Source organism: Microcoleus sp. B7-D4, from assembly GCF_036705125.1.
Classification (GTDB): Bacteria; Cyanobacteriota; Cyanobacteriia; order Cyanobacteriales; family Microcoleaceae; genus Microcoleus.
This window is the reverse complement of sequence record NZ_JAUBTT010000032.1, coordinates 56,942-72,899: the sequence shown is the minus strand read 5'-3', so window position 1 is coordinate 72,899 and position 15,958 is coordinate 56,942. Positions and strand designations below refer to the sequence as shown.

At 45.6% G+C, this 15,958-nt stretch carries 16 protein-coding genes; 9 read left to right on the top strand and 7 right to left on the bottom strand.

Annotated features, from left to right (window positions below; translation table 11 throughout):
- Positions 1-273 precede the first annotated feature (273 nt).
- Positions 274-1,044, top strand: coding sequence for a GerMN domain-containing protein (locus QUB12_RS15010; protein WP_333143344.1), 771 nt, complete (start codon positions 274-276; stop codon positions 1,042-1,044).
- 129 nt (positions 1,045-1,173) lie between these two features.
- Here the strand turns inward: QUB12_RS15010 and QUB12_RS15005 are convergent, their stop codons facing one another.
- From QUB12_RS15005 to efp, 3 genes are all read right to left on the bottom strand, one after another.
- Positions 1,174-1,566, bottom strand: a complete 393-nt coding sequence (locus QUB12_RS15005) for an ArsR/SmtB family transcription factor (protein WP_006631662.1) — start codon at positions 1,564-1,566, stop codon at positions 1,174-1,176.
- Positions 1,567-1,596: 30 nt separating this feature from the next.
- Entirely contained in the window at positions 1,597-2,154 is a 558-nt protein-coding gene (accB, locus tag QUB12_RS15000) for an acetyl-CoA carboxylase biotin carboxyl carrier protein (protein WP_333143343.1), read from the bottom strand.
- Between the two features lie 200 nt (positions 2,155-2,354).
- Positions 2,355-2,912 carry an elongation factor P gene (efp, locus tag QUB12_RS14995; RefSeq protein ID WP_333058573.1) on the bottom strand — a complete coding sequence of 186 codons (558 nt, stop codon included), beginning with the start codon at positions 2,910-2,912 and terminating at the stop codon, positions 2,355-2,357.
- Between the two features lie 565 nt (positions 2,913-3,477).
- On the opposite strand from efp, the gene QUB12_RS14990 reads away from it, so the two are divergent.
- The 4 genes from QUB12_RS14990 (at position 3,478) to QUB12_RS14975 (ending at position 6,959) form a co-directional block, all read left to right on the top strand.
- Positions 3,478-4,602, top strand: coding sequence for a peptidylprolyl isomerase (locus tag QUB12_RS14990; RefSeq protein ID WP_333143347.1), 1,125 nt, complete (start codon positions 3,478-3,480; stop codon positions 4,600-4,602).
- Between the two features lie 344 nt (positions 4,603-4,946).
- A complete protein-coding gene (locus QUB12_RS14985; protein WP_333143342.1) occupies positions 4,947-5,261 on the top strand; it encodes a hypothetical protein in 315 nt (104 codons plus the stop codon).
- A gap of 27 nt (positions 5,262-5,288) precedes the next feature.
- A complete protein-coding gene (thiL, locus tag QUB12_RS14980) occupies positions 5,289-6,284 on the top strand; it encodes a thiamine-phosphate kinase (RefSeq protein ID WP_333143341.1) in 996 nt (331 codons plus the stop codon).
- Positions 6,285-6,635: 351 nt separating this feature from the next.
- Complete coding sequence (locus QUB12_RS14975; protein WP_333143340.1) at positions 6,636-6,959, top strand: hypothetical protein; 324 nt, start codon at positions 6,636-6,638, stop codon at positions 6,957-6,959.
- A 35-nt stretch (positions 6,960-6,994) separates the two neighbouring features.
- Here QUB12_RS14975 and QUB12_RS14970 read toward each other — a convergent pair whose 3' ends face one another.
- The 3 genes from QUB12_RS14970 to QUB12_RS14960 all read right to left on the bottom strand — a co-directional run bounded on the left by QUB12_RS14970 (position 6,995) and on the right by QUB12_RS14960 (position 9,868).
- Positions 6,995-7,651 carry a hypothetical protein gene (locus QUB12_RS14970; protein ID WP_333143339.1) on the bottom strand — a complete coding sequence of 219 codons (657 nt, stop codon included), beginning with the start codon at positions 7,649-7,651 and terminating at the stop codon, positions 6,995-6,997.
- Positions 7,652-8,214: 563 nt separating this feature from the next.
- Positions 8,215-9,405, bottom strand: coding sequence for a cysteine desulfurase family protein (locus tag QUB12_RS14965; protein WP_333143338.1), 1,191 nt, complete (start codon positions 9,403-9,405; stop codon positions 8,215-8,217).
- A gap of 61 nt (positions 9,406-9,466) precedes the next feature.
- A complete protein-coding gene (locus QUB12_RS14960) occupies positions 9,467-9,868 on the bottom strand; it encodes a DUF7682 family zinc-binding protein (RefSeq protein WP_333143337.1) in 402 nt (133 codons plus the stop codon).
- Between the two features lie 191 nt (positions 9,869-10,059).
- On the opposite strand from QUB12_RS14960, the gene QUB12_RS14955 reads away from it, so the two are divergent.
- The 3 genes from QUB12_RS14955 (at position 10,060) to QUB12_RS14945 (ending at position 13,659) form a co-directional block, all read left to right on the top strand.
- Positions 10,060-11,724, top strand: a complete 1,665-nt coding sequence (locus QUB12_RS14955) for a DUF655 domain-containing protein (protein WP_333307351.1) — start codon at positions 10,060-10,062, stop codon at positions 11,722-11,724.
- Between the two features lie 474 nt (positions 11,725-12,198).
- Positions 12,199-12,843 (top strand): hypothetical protein, encoded by a 645-nt coding sequence (locus QUB12_RS14950; RefSeq protein WP_333143334.1) that lies wholly within the window; start codon positions 12,199-12,201, stop codon positions 12,841-12,843.
- A gap of 99 nt (positions 12,844-12,942) precedes the next feature.
- Entirely contained in the window at positions 12,943-13,659 is a 717-nt protein-coding gene (locus tag QUB12_RS14945) for a Uma2 family endonuclease (RefSeq protein WP_333143333.1), read from the top strand.
- Between the two features lie 200 nt (positions 13,660-13,859).
- On the opposite strand, the gene cax is transcribed toward QUB12_RS14945, so the two are convergent.
- Positions 13,860-14,960 (bottom strand): calcium/proton exchanger, encoded by a 1,101-nt coding sequence (gene cax / locus QUB12_RS14940; protein WP_333143346.1) that lies wholly within the window; start codon positions 14,958-14,960, stop codon positions 13,860-13,862.
- Between the two features lie 194 nt (positions 14,961-15,154).
- Between cax and QUB12_RS14935 the strand changes: the two genes are divergently transcribed.
- Positions 15,155-15,904 carry a Uma2 family endonuclease gene (locus QUB12_RS14935; protein WP_333143332.1) on the top strand — a complete coding sequence of 250 codons (750 nt, stop codon included), beginning with the start codon at positions 15,155-15,157 and terminating at the stop codon, positions 15,902-15,904.
- Positions 15,905-15,958 lie beyond the last annotated feature (54 nt).

The following is a 15,958-nucleotide window of genomic DNA, read 5'->3' as shown; positions in this document are numbered from 1 at the left end:
CCGACCCCGAAAGGGGATTTAATTCAATGTAAAGCCGTCCTATAAGGACGGGGCTTCAGACCCAGTTTTTTGGTGACATACTCCACGGCGAAATCTTATATTATGGTCTAGGATTCCAATAGTCGGATTCAGAATATGTTGGGCTTGCTATAAAGTGTTCGCTAGCAGCAATGCAATTGTGTCAATTCCAGAATCTAACCATAGACAAATGTAGCTGATCAAGAGTCGCTCCTCACCGTCCCAAGCGCTCTATCTGTAAGGAGAATTTGTATTATGAAAGATGGACAAGAAGTACGCCGCGTCTCCACAGCCGTCATTGCCGGTGTTTGCGGGTTGGCTTTACTAACGGGAGGGGGCATTGCCTGGTGGACAGCGAACCGTTCGCCCAGCCCCGCAGATACGCAGTCTTCTGCTCAAACTACGGCTCCGCCGCTGTCCCCAAGTCCTGCGGAATCTCCTGCTGTAATTATCCCCGTACCCCCTCCAAATCCTGTACAAGTGCCTACAGCTCAGACGCCTACAGCTCAGACGCCTACAGCTCAGACGCCTACAGCTCAGACGCCTAACGCTCTGATCCCAAAGTCACCGCAGCCAAAGCCTTTGCCGCAGACTGATGTCCAGACAGTGCAAGTCTACTGGGTTAAAGATGCGATCGGCAAATTTGAGGGAGTTCCTACGAAAGTAGCTGTCAAACAAGCTGACAAGCCTGATGCAGCTTTACAAGCTGCTTTTAACAGTTTGTTGGCCGGGCCAAAGGATGCAACTGTTTCTAGCGAAATTCCTAATGGGACAAAACTCAGGGGTTTGAGTGTTAAGAATGACGGAGTTTATGTCGATTTGTCGGCAGAATTTACTTCCGGGGGAGGGAGCAATTCGATGACTGGCCGGTTAGGGCAAGTTATCTATACGGCTACGAGTTTACAACCGAATACCAAGGTTTGGATTTCGGTAGAAGGCAAGCCTTTAGAACTTTTGGGTGGCGAAGGTTTGGAGGTGGCTCAGCCGAGTACCCGCCAAAGTTTTGACAAAAATTTTCCCCTTTAGTAATTATGAGTCATTAGTTAGAAGTCATTAGTTAGGAGTCATTAGTCATCGGTCTGAAGGCAGAGAGTAGGGATTGATAACTGATGACTCATGACTGAGGATTGAGGATTGAGGACTGGCAACTAATTTTCAGTGCTTCGTAGTTAGGCTAAATGCCCGAAAGTGTAGGGCTTGCTGTTCGATCCGGCTGGCAAGCCGATCGCACACCATATTACACAGCTCGAATATTAGCTCGTCTTGCACCTTATAATAAGCTGAAGTTCCTTCACTCCGGCGAGTGAGGATACCAGCTTGGAGCATTAGTTTTAGGTGCTTAGAAACATTGGCTTGACTCGTTTGAGTAGCTTCCACCAATTCTTGCACGCATTTTTCGCCGTCGCGAAGCAAGTTCAAAATTCGTAAACGCATGGGTTCGCTCAAAATACTGAAATACTCAGCAACTTGTTGCACAACCTCTTGCGGGACAGGCTGGGATGACTTCATCAAACTCACCGGAGAGAAGTGATCGGGAAATATTAGCATTTATTCTGTCCATAACAATAAAGTAATCCTTCAATCCGGATTAATTCGCATCAACACTTGACCGTATTCGACAGGTTCGCCATTTTGAACTAAAATTTCCATCACTTGACCGGAGACTTCATCAGCATCGATCTCGTTCATCAGCTTCATCGCTTCAATAATACAGACTGTCTGGCTGACCTTGATGCGATCGCCCACATTGACAAAAGGTGGCTCATCAGGAGCAGCAGCGCGATAAAACGTTCCTACCATCGGCGAGATAATTGGCACCCATTTCGTATCTACAGAAGCAGGTACGGCAGCAGGTGCGGCGACAGGGGCGACGGGTACAGGGGCAGCCAGATCCGCTGCTAAATTTTGGTCAACAGCAGGAGGTGACGCTAAGGTGGGGCTAGGAACCGCGCCCAAGGCGATCGGAGCGACAGTCGCCACGGCAGCAGGGAGCGCAGCAGAGGTGCCTGGTGAACTTGCCAGAATGCCTTTGCGTACTGTCAGTTCAATATCCCCACTTTTTAATGTCAGTTCCGAAATGCCAGTTTTGTCTAATACAGTTAGCAGGTCACAAAGCTGGTTTATGTCTAGTTGCACAGCAGATTCAAGGGTAATTGAGAATTGAAAATTGAAAATTGAAAATTGAAAATTCCGAATCAGGCGAAGCTAGGAGAATTAACCGAGTTTGGAGGCAAAAGGGATAGTTTTTAAGCTGTGAGCGATGAGTATTGAATTTTAACTTCTTTAACTCATAACTCAGAACTAAAAACTAAAAACTCCCTTTTTCTCCCTCGTTTCTACTCTCGGCCGAGGTACTTGTCTTCACGAGTATCAATCCGAATCCGTTCTCCAATGGAAATAAATAGAGGCACCATAACCTGAGCTCCGGTGGAGACGATCGCGGGCTTGCTGCCACCAGTGGCAGTATCTCCTTTGACTCCGGGATCGGTTTGCAGCACTTCCAAGACGACAGAGTTGGGGAGTTCCACTTCCATGATTTGGTCGTTCCAGCGCAGGATGCTGACTTCCATCCCTTCACTGAGGTACTTGACACGATCGCCTATTTGCTTAGCATTGAGGCGACTTTCCTCGTAAGTTTCCATATCCATAAAGACGAACTCGTCGCCCTCTTTATAGGTATGCTGCATCACACTCTTTTCCAGGTTGGCTTGAGGCATAGTCTCGCCCGCCCGGAAGGTTTGTTCTACTACGTTTCCGGTTTGGACGTTTTTTAATTTTGTCCGCACGAAAGCCGAGCCTTTTCCTGGCTTGACGTGGAGGAATTCGATAACCCGCCACACGCCGTTATTCCATTCAATTGAAACACCTGGTCGAAAGTCGTTACTGGAGATCATATAAATTTTTGTGGGCAATCCCGTCGCCTTTGGGCACGGGGGAACTACAGTCAGTCGATTTTAGATTTTAGATTTTAGATTTTAGATTTACTCCACAGATGAATTTGGGAGATTGAACCTTGGTCTAAAATTTTGATCTCTCCACGACAGGAGTCTGGGGATTGTATCCGTTTTTGAGCGGGTCAGGTTAAAGCCGCAGTCTAGCTGACGGCATCAAAAAGCAATTGGCATTTTATTTTACCGTTCAAAGGGAGCAAGTGCTGTACTGAAATGTTAATGGCAGTGGGCAGTGGGCTGTTGTCAGTTGACCGAAAGCATCCAGGATACAAGCCCCCGGATTCATCCGTCCAGAAATAAAAAACCTGTATCCGATAAAGGAACCCCCGAATTTATCCGTGGGGTCGCCTCTAAAATCTAAAATCTAAAATCTAAAATCTAAAATCGATTGACTGTTGTTAGTGGGCAGATCCTCCCTAGCCAAACCAACAGACACTTTAGATGGGTAGCAGCAAAGGCGGGCGGGCAGCGCTGTGGGAAGATAAGAGAGGCAATAAAAGTTAAAGTTATGTTGCATTGGCCTAATTTCTCGATCGATACGTGCAAGCGCTGGGTCAAAACCGTCGCTTTAGCGCTCTTGCTGTTCACTCTCTCCCTGAGTTTCAGTGCAGTCTCCCATGCCAAACGCCCCAGTAGCAGTATGCCTGCAGGGAATGCGATTACGGACGGCCGGGCGCTGCTGCGCTTCGCTTTACCTATTGACAATCAGACTGTGCGAGATTTGCAAATCAGTCTCGAAGACATTGGCAACCACATACGATCTAAACGTTGGGGGCCCATTAGCAGCGATGTCAGCAAGGCTTCCAGGATTCTCAACCTTCGGGAGTCTGACCTTTTAGAGAGTATTCCCGACGCCAAAAAGCCGCAAGCTGAGGCGCTAGTTGCAGGAGTCAAGGAGAAAATTGCTCAACTGGAAAAGGCTGTTGAGGCTAAAGACAGGGACAAAGTGATTGACTTGAAAGCCACCATCCTAGGTTCCGTAGGCGAAATCGAAGAGTTGATGGTGACAAAGTTTCCGTTTGAAGTGCCTGCCAAGTATGCTAATCTGCCTCAACTGAAAGGGCGCGCTACTGTGGCTGTACAAACTGAAAAAGGGGAAATTACTGTTGTGGTTGACGGCTACAGCGCCCCGGTTACGGCTGGTAATTTTGTGGATTTAGTCGATCGAGGTTTTTATGACGGTTTGCCGTTTATTCGATCGGAAGAATCCTACGTTTTGCAAACGGGAGACCCCGAAGGCAAGGAAGAGGGTTTTATTGACCCAGCTACTGGCAAATACCGGAATATACCGCTAGAAGTGCTCGTCAGGGAGGAAAAAGAACCTATTTACGGGATTACTCTAGAAGATGCGGGGCGTTATCGCGACGAACCTGTTTTGCCTTTTTCTGCTTTCGGTACTGTGGCAATGGCCCGTACAGAAACTGACCCTGATAGCGCTTCTTCTCAGTTTTTCTTTTTCTTGTTTGAACCTGAACTCACGCCCGCTGGCCTGAATCTGTTGGACGGCCGCTATGCTGTTTTTGGTTACATGATTGAAGGAAAAGAAGTTTTGGAGCAACTGAAGCAGGGAGACAAGATTGTATCTGCTAAGGTAGTTAAAGGAATCGAAAATTTGGTGCGACCTCAAGTTTAATTAATGAGGGCGATTGAAATCGCTTTGACACCAAAGTGACGGCGATTGAAATCGCTTTTACAGAAACAAAGCCCGCCTGCGCGGGCTGAAAAAATCAATAGTGACAGGCATTGAAATCTTTTCTAAATAAAGAAAGGTAACGGCGATTGAAATCACTTTTACACAGACAAAGCCCGCCGGAATCAGGCTGGAAGAAGAGATAATTTTTATATAGCCTTTCTCAGAAAGATGAGGTACTCATGGGCATAGGGCATAGGGCATAGGGCATAGGGCATAGGGCATACCTCACCACGCTTGAGAACCGCTATAGTTACGTTATTGAAATTAGGAATTCCATCGAAAATATGGCTATTTTACAATTTTTATTGGTAATGGGTTTGGGCGGATTCGCAGGCTTGTTGATTGTAAAAAATGTGAATGAAAACAAGCAAAAGCAGCGGTTGGATGAGGCTTTTTATCAGTTGTTGGAAACTCAAAACAGTCAAATTTCGCTGATTCAACTGGCGGCTAGTGCTAGGGTTGAGGCTGAAGTTGCTCAGCAGTATTTAAATCGCCAAGTTAAGATTTTTTCGGCGGTTTTAGAGGTAGATGATGAAGGAGATACTTTTTATAGGTTTCCTAGGTTGCGCTTGCCGCCGAGTTCGGGTAAGGAATGGTAAGAAAGTGCGATCGACTAATTCAAATTTATGCAAGTTAAAGATATCGGTGAACAAGGTCTTTTAAGAATATTGCAAAAATTCTGCCCCGCAGAGATAGTGGGTGATGATTGCGCTGTCATGGCTACAAATCCCAACCAATCTCTGGCTATCACTACCGATATGTTGGTGGATGGAGTGCATTTTAGCGATCGCACTACGGGGCCTTATTACGCAGGATGGCGCGCCGCAGCGGCAAATTTGTCGGATCTGGCTGCGATGGGAGCAACGCCTCTGGCGGTGACTGTAGCCCTCGCTGTGGCGGCGGATACGGCTGTGGAGTGGGTTGAAGAGTTTTATCGGGGGATGACGGCTTGCTTGCAAGAATATGATACGCCGATCGTCGGTGGCGATGTTGTGCGATCGCCCGTGGTGACTGTGGCGATTACGGCTTTTGGACAAGTTGAGTGCGATCGTACCATTAGTCGGTCAAATGCGCGATCGGGCTGGGCGATTGTTGCTACTGGGGTTCACGGAGCCTCCCGCGCGGGATTAGAATTGCTGTTAAATCCTGAATTCGGGCAAAATCTGGAAAAGGTCGATCGAGCTTCTTTAATTCTCGCTCACCAGCGGCCTAAACCGAGGCTGGATGTTTTGCCGGTTGTTTGGGAAATTTTAGATTATGCGGGTGAGTTTTCCATCGCCGGAATGGACAGCAGCGACGGTTTAGCTGATGCGATTATTCAAATTTGTCGGGCTAGCTGTGTTGGCGCAAAGATCGATCGCACAAAACTACCAATTCCCGATATTTTCAGCGAAATCGTATCACCAGAACAAGCTTTAGATTGGGCATTATACGGCGGCGAAGATTTCGAGTTAGTGCTGTTTTTGCCGATCGCAAATGCTCAGTTATTAGTAGAAAAAATAGGAAACGCAGCCGCGATTGTGGGAACCGCTACGGATAGCACGGATATCTGGTTGACTGATAGCAGCGGCATTTATCCTGATATTGTATTAAAGCTCGATCGAGGATTTCAACACTTTTGAATTATCTCTGAGTTCGCTTGGAGTGGATGACAGTTTGTGTAGAGGCGGTTTCAACCGCCTGGTTTGTGCCCTTTGGTTTGTGTCTTCTGGTTTTTCTCGGTAGATGTGGTCTAGTTTTGCCAGATAAGCCCAGCCCAGGCTATTTAAGGTTAGTACGTTCTTGAACGAGAAATCCTCAAGGGTATAGACTGTTAAAGCCGCGTTATAAAGTGCGATAGAGTTTTTTGGGGGAATTTTCGGTAGACTCGGCGGGGTGGGCGACGCTCGCCCTGGTGCTAGTTAAGTAGGGTTGCTAAACTTGGAGGCTAGATACTATCATATTGAATAGATAATGTTTGGTAGACATTCAAAATGACTATTTTTTTACCTTTGTTACAAGTTAATAACTTGACAGGACTAGGTTTATTCGCGACACTATGCAACAACCCTAATCCAAGTGAGTTTATGCTCATTGTTGCCGCAGTAACAGGAATGGTCGGAGCGCTGGTAGTTTTGGTTCCAGCTAGTGCAATTACAATGGTATTTATGGCAAGCACAATCGTAGAGATGATTATGACTGGTGCAACACTTGAATCCATAGCGGCTACAATAGCAGCACAGTTAGGGGCCGCTGGTATTTCCTTGGGATTGGTGTCACAGCTTGTAGAGCAGATTAAAGGGATTATGGGATGCTAGACAATTGTGTAAGGAGTCTAATATGGGCTCGCCCGTTACAGATTTTCCGCCCCCGAAATGTTGACTCTGTTATTGTAAGCTGTAGCCAGATTATTTTGGGTTTGCGTCCATTTTTCGCTACCGGGCTCCCGATTATTTAAAACTATTTGATAACCCGCAATGGCAATTTCAATATTATTCCCTTTATTCCCACTCGGAAACTCACTAATATGACTACTCAAATTTTCAATCAGACCGATAATTGAGCTAATTGTTGGGGCATTTTCGCCAGTAATTAACTTCTGACTTACTTGCTGTAAAGTCTCGGAAAAACTGGCATTCAGGAGATGTTGCCGTTGCTCTAGCATTGGGTAAATTACTGCAATATCGCTATTGCTATCTTGTTCTGCTTGCAATAATTCTATGAAAAAATTTGCATACTCTTGGGAATTTTCGCCTTGAGAGTTCTCGCTATTTCCCTGATCGTTCATCTCGATGAGTGGCCATAGCTGACTGGCTAGATTTCGCAGGAAATTAGCGCCATTCTCCCCTCCTTGTTCTGCTAAGGTTGATGCTACTAACTCGCAGGTTTCCATAAATCCGCGATCGAGTAATTCGGAGTTATCCTGTAAAATCTGCGGTTCCTCTCCGTTCGGGCAATTCAGGAGAGTGTGAATTAATTGCAGATAGGCTTGGGCGCGGTTTTCTTCCATTGTGGGGAGTTGTGAATAACACCGGAATTGATTTTAGCATAATTTTACGATATTTTGTAGGGGCGGATTCGCCAACCATATATAACAATTACCAACCATCTATATAAACCCACCCTCCCACCACCTATAACCCACGTCAACCTAAAATTTGCCTCGCATCGCCCAAATGTAAATGATGATTGTTGGGGAGTTGTGAATAACACCGGGATTTATTTTAGCATAATTTTACCATATTTTGTAGGGGCGGGTTCGCCAACCATATATAACAATTACCAACCATCTATATAAACCCGCCCTGCCACCACCTATAACCCACATCAGCCTAAAATTTGCCTCGCATCGCCCAAATGTAAATGATGATTTTTGGTTGGGTGGGGGCGGGTTTTTTAGATTGTTTATTTCAGGCAATTATGGTTGGTGAACCCGCCCCTACAGGATGTATGAAAAATCATTTTGATTGTGCGCGGGTGGCCAGAAACCGGGTTTTTGGGAGATACTTCATTACAGTCGATAAAAATCGTAAACACCCGGTTTATTTGGAATTTTAACCGCAGATTTTCATGCTAACGCCTAGATAATGCTACTTTGGGCATTAATCTATCCAAAATTTGCTCGATCGCAATTACTGTCCAATCAATATCCGCTTCTGTGGTTTCTCGTCCCAGACTCAACCGAATTCCACCAACGGCACCGATTTCGTCATATCCCATTGCTAATAATATCGGACTAGGAGTTAGTTGGCCGCTGCTACAAGCAGAACCGGAACTAATGCCAATTCCTGCTAAATTTAGCTGCCGCACTAGAGTTTTGCCTGTTATTCGCCCTGTATCTCTCTGTTGATAAGGGCGGGAGGAAGGGGAGACTATGCAAAAACTGACGTGGTGCGGCAGCCGACAATATCGATCGCCAGTTGGTACTAAACTGGGTACGTGGGATAATCGGTCAAAAAGCCGATCGCGCAATGCAATTAACCTCGGCGTTTCCACATCTATTTCCTGCAATGCTAACTCTGCAGCCACCCCAAAACCGACGATTGCCGGCAGCGCTTGTGTCCCGGAACGCAGTTTCAATTCTTGGCCACCACCGCCTAACATTGGCACTAATTCTACTCCCGGACGCACGTAAAGCGCCCCCGCACCTTGCGGCCCGTACAGTTTGTGACTGGAAACCGAAAGCAAGTCTACGGGAAGTTTCTGCACGTCTACTTGCAGCTTGCCGACCACTTGAACTGCATCGGTATGAAACATGATATTGCGATCGCGCGCAATTTGTCCTAATGCCTCAATTGGTTGCAGCGTGCCTACTTCGCTTTGTCCGTAAATGATTGAAATTAACACTGTATTCGATCGCAGCGACTCTTGCAAATCCAAAGGGTGAATTCGCCCCAATTTATCCACTGGTAGGCGCGTCACTTCCCATCCCAACTGTTCGAGTTGTCGTGCCGGTTCTGCTACTGCGGAATGCTCTACGCTGGAGATAATGATATGCTGTGGCTTTGTATAAAGACGCGCAATTCCCATAATTGCCAAATTGTTCGCTTCAGTGCCGCCACTGGTAAAAATCATCGATTCCGGTAGCGCGTTAATCAAGCTAGCAACCTGCATTCTTGCTAATTCTAAAGCTGTCGCCGCCCTTTGTCCCCACTCGTGCAAACTCGAAGGATTGCCCCACTGCTGAGTCAGGGCTTTTTGCATGGCTTGAATCGCTTCTGGGCGTGCGGGCGTTGTGGCGCTATAGTCGAGGTAAATTTGCATGATTTTAAATAACTAATGACTAAGGACTAATGACTAATGACTAATGACTAATGACTGATAACTAACTTCCTGGTTTGCAGACGTTGTAGTCTTCGTGCGACAAAACTTTTTGGGGAGTTAAGAAAGTGCCGCAATCTTCACAAAGCATTCTGTAGTTGCGAGTTACAGGAATACTGATTATCAAACGGTTGTGACGCAGGCGTTTGCCGCCGAAATCTCTGTAATTCTTATTTTCGCCCAAAGCTGCTATAATTGCTCGGGCTTTAGTGACTACGTGGTCGGGCAGACCTCTGAGATCGATGATATCTCTAGCAAATGATGCTTCCCTCTCTTGTTTTTTGGTTTGTTTTTGTGTCAGCACTTCAACGTACTGCTGCTGCGCCACCAACTCTTGCGTGCAGCGATGGCACGCTTTACCATATCCTTTGTGACCGCACGGAAAAATTCTTTTTCTTTTAGCCATAAAGCAGCGGTATAGGGTTTGACCCACGCCCCTGAATGCTGCTACCCTACCAGTGATGCTTCCGGCATCGAGGCAGTTCTACAAGACGTAAAATCTATTCCCTTGCATAAATTTAATAGGTTGTAACTTTACTTGATCGAATAGGTTTGAACTGTGGGATGGCTAATAACCTCTATATTTTTTAAAATTTTGTGGCTGTATTGTATTATCATTTACTCGGTTTCTGTTGTGCTGGGCTGGTGGCGATCAATCTGGCGGGCTGCGGACAAACAAAGCAAGACGTGCAGAATTTACCTCTCAGTCTGGCTCCATTGCCTCAAGACCCCTTGTTGCAAGTATACTTCAATCAGTCGATCGCTTCGAGTTATACAGAGCCTTACCGCCAGCAAACTAGACCCGGAGATGATTTAGAAAACTCGATCGCAGTGGCGATCGCTAGTGCTGGATCGACGGTAGATGTTGCGGTTCAGGAGTTTCGCTTGCCCGGTATTGCGAGGGTTTTGGCCGATCGACAGCGATCGGGAATTAAAGTGAGATTAATTGTCGAACATATGTATAGTCGCCCTTGGAGCGATTTTACAGCTCAGGAGTTGGCGAAATTACCGGAAAGAGAGCGCGATCGTTATAGCGAATTTGTGCAACTTGCCGATCGCAATAAAGACGGTAAATTAAGCGCCGAGGAAATCAAGCAAAATGATGCTTTGGTAATTGTCAAGGATGCGGGTATTCCTGTAATTGACGATACTGCTGACGGCAGTAAAGGCAGCGGTTTGATGCACCACAAATTTGTGGTAATTGACGGCAAAACGGTAATCGTCACTTCGGCTAATTTTACCACAAGCGATATACATGGCGATTTCAAGACAGCCGCAAGTCGCGGCAATGCGAACAATTTGCTGAAAATTGAAAATGCTCAAATAGGGCAACTATTTACTCAAGAATTTAACATCATGTGGGGCGACGGGCCCGGAGGCAAACCGGACAGCAAGTTTGGCATCAAAAAGCCGTTTCGTCAAGTGCAAAAAGTAAGAGTAGGGAATTCGACAGTGGCGGTGCAATTTTCGCCGACTTCCCAGACTTTGCCTTGGGAAAAAAGCGTTAACAGTTTGATAAATCGAAATTTGGGTAGTGCGAAAAAGTCGGTTGATTTGGCATTGTTTGTATTTTCGGCTCAGCGGTTGTCCAATACTTTGGAAATTGAAGCTAGCCGGGGAGTTGCGGTGCGAGCTTTAATTGACTCTAATTTTATTTATCGCTCTTACAGTGAAGGTTTGGATATGATGGGTGCGACTTTCATCCAAGATTGTAAGTTAGAAGCTGACAATCGCCCTTGGAGAAAGCCGCTGACTACGGTGGGAGTGCCGCTGTTACCAATGGGCGATCGCCTGCACCACAAATTCGGCGTTGTGGACGGCAAAACAGTGCTTACAGGTTCTCACAACTGGAGTGAGGTGGCAAATCACGGGAATGACGAGACGCTGCTGGCGATCGAGAGTCCCACTGTTGCGGCCCATTTTGAGCGGGAGTTCGATCGGCTTTACAAAGGTGCAATCATGGGAATTCCCGCCCGAATCAAACAGAGAATTGATGCTAAGAAAAAAGAGTGTGATTCACTACAAGCAGCATCAAAAACTACGAGTGCTAAACCTCAAATTGGTGCGGGTAAAAAGTTAGTTAATTTGAATGCAGCGACTCAGGAAGAATTAGAAACCTTGCCTGGGGTTGGCCCGAAGTTAGCCGAGAGAATTATTGCAGCGCGGCAACAGCAACGTTTTACCTCTTTGGAGGATGTGGCACGGGTACAGGGAGTCGGGGACAAGATTTTAGAGAGATGGCGCGATCGAGTAACTTGGTAGTTAAGTTCGTACTCCTTAGATATTGCACCATTCTCAACTACTTGTTTAGGAACAGGCAAGATGCCTGTTCCACAAAGAGTAGATTTTCTTGTGGAACGGGCCGGAGAGCCCGTTCATAAAAGGCTTATTGACAATAGTGCAACATCTCAGTAATCAGGACTTCATTCCTGACTCTAAAAAGTTCACAGTCATAACTTCCGCCCTTCCTTTGGAAACTCAGCATCAAAGACTCAAGTTCTCACTATAAACCTATAGCAATCCTAAATCATTTGCATAATTATTGTAGGGGCAATCCCCCCGTGGTTGCCCGATAGATAGGGGGTAGGCACGGGGAGTAGGGGTAGCACTACCCCTACAAATGTATCTGAATCATTTAGGATTGCTATATTCGATCTACTTTGACAACACATCAGCTCTCAAGTTAAGATAACTTCTAAACAAAATGCTATCTATTCACCTGAGAGGTATAGAGAGATGAAACACGCCAGATTTATTACGGGGAGGCCACAAATCAAATTCCTAGCTATTTTGGTGGGGGCTTTTTTTTTGACGCTAGCAGCTTTCACAGTTAGCGCCCAGCAGACGAGCGAAGCACAATTTAGGGTCAAAAACGAAAACGCTTTTAATATTAATTTGATTCAATTTAAGCGCACTGAATATGTAGGTGCGTGTGCTGGTACTGTCTTCTCCCCTGATTCGCAAAGCGCTCGATTTGTCTCCAGCAAAACTCCTCCGGCCCCTAACAGGAGGGTGATGATTAAAAATGTGACTGATGGCATGGAAACTAACCCCTATCCCTACACCGACAGAAGTTACGACAAAGGCGAGTTTTCCGAGGATTTTGCATTTAAGTTGGGTAACAGTCATAAAACAAGAACTTTTTCGGTTTTAGAGGGAGAAAATAAGTTTCTCTATGAAATTAAAGAAAATGACCAAGTTAGAGAACAGGGTGCGCTTACGGCTGAAGTTTCTATACAGAACTTAGGTACTTTTCCCCGTCAGCAAATTTGTCAAGATCAGGTAGAATGTCGGGATACATCTGATTGTCGCGACAGTAAAGGCCGAAAAAGAAGTTGCCGACGAGAGTGTTTTCCTGTTCAACAGTGTCGCTGTCCGTAACTGCTTGAAAAATACCTAATTCTTTTAATTAACCCCAGAGGAATAAAAGAAGAGAGGCTAAAATTAATTAAGAGAACTAAAACCGGAGCGCGGATAAATATGTCTCAGTCTGTTTTACCTGTTTCGGAAACCGATCGAGTTGATGCTTCGCCCACCTTAACTTTTGAAGAATATCTTGTCTATGAGGGAGAACCTGACGTTCTCTACGAACTTCACAGGGGAAAATTAATACCGATGGCAGCCGCAACGGCTTTACACGCAAGCATCTGCGAATTCTTAGTTTACATATTGCAGCGTTACTTAGCTGAACACAATCTCGATTTGGTGGCAAAAACTAATGTGGGAGTGAGAACGGAAGAGAATTCCTCGCGGATTCCTGATGTGATTGTTTGTACTCAAAGTCTTTGGGAACAACTGCTTGCCAGACCTGGTGCTGGCGTCTTCGATTTAGATGAAACGCCAGTGTTAATTGTTGAAGTTGTCAGCCAAAACGAGCGTCAAGATTACGTGACAAAAAGAGCAGAATACGAAAATGCTGGAGTGCCGGAATATTGGATGGCAGACCCTAAACCTAACCGGACTAGGGTCAGAGTTGTAACTTTGCCGGAAAATGAGACTGCTTACGAACAAGCGAATTTTTTCCCTGGGCAAAACATCGTGTCTTTACAGTTTCCAGATTTGATTTTATCAGTGGATCAAATTCTCTCTCCCCCACTTGTCGAAGATTTAATCAGACAAGAACAATCTCGATTACAGCAAGCTGACAGACTGGCGGCGCGCTTGCGGGAGATGGGAATAGACCCGGACGCTATTTAGCACTAAAGTGTCCTTTTGAGATTCGGAATTACTCGTTACCAGGCAGAGCCTGGTAACGCAGATCCGGAGGCTCTGCCTCCAATTTTCATGAAAGCAAACGAGGCAGAGCCTCGCTTACATCGGTTCCCAGGCACAGCCTAGGAACCAGTTAAGAAAATTGAGTTTTTGTGGAACAGGTCGGAGTGCCTGTTCCGCGAAAATCAAGTAATGGGGTGAAAGTAGAATGCCGCTCCTAACACAATATATGTTGCTAAAAGCAGCACTCCTTCGAGCCAATTAGAGCGCCCGTCGATACTGATTAGATTCGCAATTGTCACGGCGATGGCAACTGCAACTACTTCAAACGGATTGAAGTTTAAATCCATCGGCTGATGAATCACTAATCCGATAATCACCAACACCGGCGCTACCAGCAAAGCAACTAGCAAACTCGAACCCATTGCGACAGAAACTGACAAATCCATATTGTTTTTCATCGCAACTCCCACCGCAGTTACATATTCAGCCGCGCCGCCAACAATCGGCAACAGAATTACCCCTGTAAACAGCGGCGTCAATCCCAATCCTTTGGTAGTTTCTTCGACAACACCAACGAAAATTTCTGATTCAAAAGCAACGGCAACAGTTGAGGCAACTAGCACCCCTATCCACAACCACAAATTCGGTTTGTGCGTAGTAGATTCTTCTTTGGTATTTTGAGGATTTTCTGACTCTAGTTCTACTAAGCCAACATCGTAAAGATAGCTGTGGGTTTTTAATGAAAATAGCAGAGTTAAAGCATAAACTGCAATTAGGACGATCGCAGTTATTAAGGAAAGATTCTGAATGGCTGCGGGTTCGACTCCATTAGAGGTGTAAATTACCATTGTCGGCAGCAGAATTGCAATCACTGCTAGAGTCATTGTGGAACCGTTCACCCGCGCGATTATTGGCTTAAATTCCTGTTCTTTGTAGCGGATTCCTCCTAGCAGCATGGAAAATCCCATGACTAAGAGCAAGTTGCTGATAATTGTACCGGTTATGCTGGCTTTCACAATGTCAATTAAGCCGGCTTTCAGGGCAACTATGGCAATAATTAATTCCGTAGCATTGCCGAAGACTGCATTTAATAAGCCGCCTATGGAGGGGCCTGTAACGATCGCCACTTCTTCTGTTGCTGTGCTCAACCAAATCGCCAGAGGTATAATGCCTAAAGCGGATGTGATGAAAACTGCGAGGGAACCCCAGTGCAAATACTCAGCGGCGATGGAAATGGGGATAAAAATTAACAGCGCTATGGAAAGAATCTTTTTGATTGACATAGGAACTCGGATGGTGTAAGGAAGGGTGATGTCGAGTTGTCGGGGCGATCGCAAAGTTGATTTTACACTATTCAACTATTCTCTGACAATTCTGCTGGCAAGTGCGATCGATAAATGGGAATTTTTAACCGGAAATGCACCCAGAGCGAGGCAGATTGAATATAATAGAATTATATCGACATCGGTGAAAAGATATGTCTCAATCTGTAGTGCCAGTTGTTGAATCAAAGCAAATTGATACTTCACCAACCTTAACCTTTGAAGAATACCGATTTTATCAAACTGATTCCGATCTACAATATGAACTGTACAAAGGCAAATTAATTCCGATGCCAACCGCCACAGTTTTACATATCAAAATTTGCGAATATTTAGTTTACAAATTGCAGCGTTACCTAGCTGAACACAATCTTGACTTAGTAGCAAAAACAGGTCTGGGAGTAAGAACAGAAGAAGATACATCTCGGATTCCTGATGTAGTTGTTTGCACTCAAAGTCTTTTGGAACAAGCTGGTGCTAGACCAGGTTCTGGTATCCTCGATTTTGAGGAAAAGCCCCTGTTAGTCATAGAAGTAGTGAGTCAAAATCGGCGCGCAGATTATGTGATTAAACGAGCTGAGTACGAACTAGCTAACGTACCTGAATATGTAATTGTTGACCCTACACCTAACAAGGAATTGGTGCGAGTTTTAGCCTTTCCTGAAGGGGAAGACATCTATACGCAGACTGATTTTAGGGCGGGGCAACAAATAGTGTCTGTAGTATTTCCTAATCTGACATTATCAGTGAATGAAATACTGTCTCCGCCATTAGTTGAAGGGTTGATTAAAGCAGAACAAGCTCGGTTCCAGGAACTTGAGCAGCAAGCTGATGAGCAGCGCCAACGGGCGGAAAGATTGGCGGCGAGGTTGCGAGAATTAGGAGTAGATCCCGATCGCATTTAGGAGGTTTCTGTCAGATCCCCGAATTCTTAAAAAAGTCGGGGATCTGGGTATTCT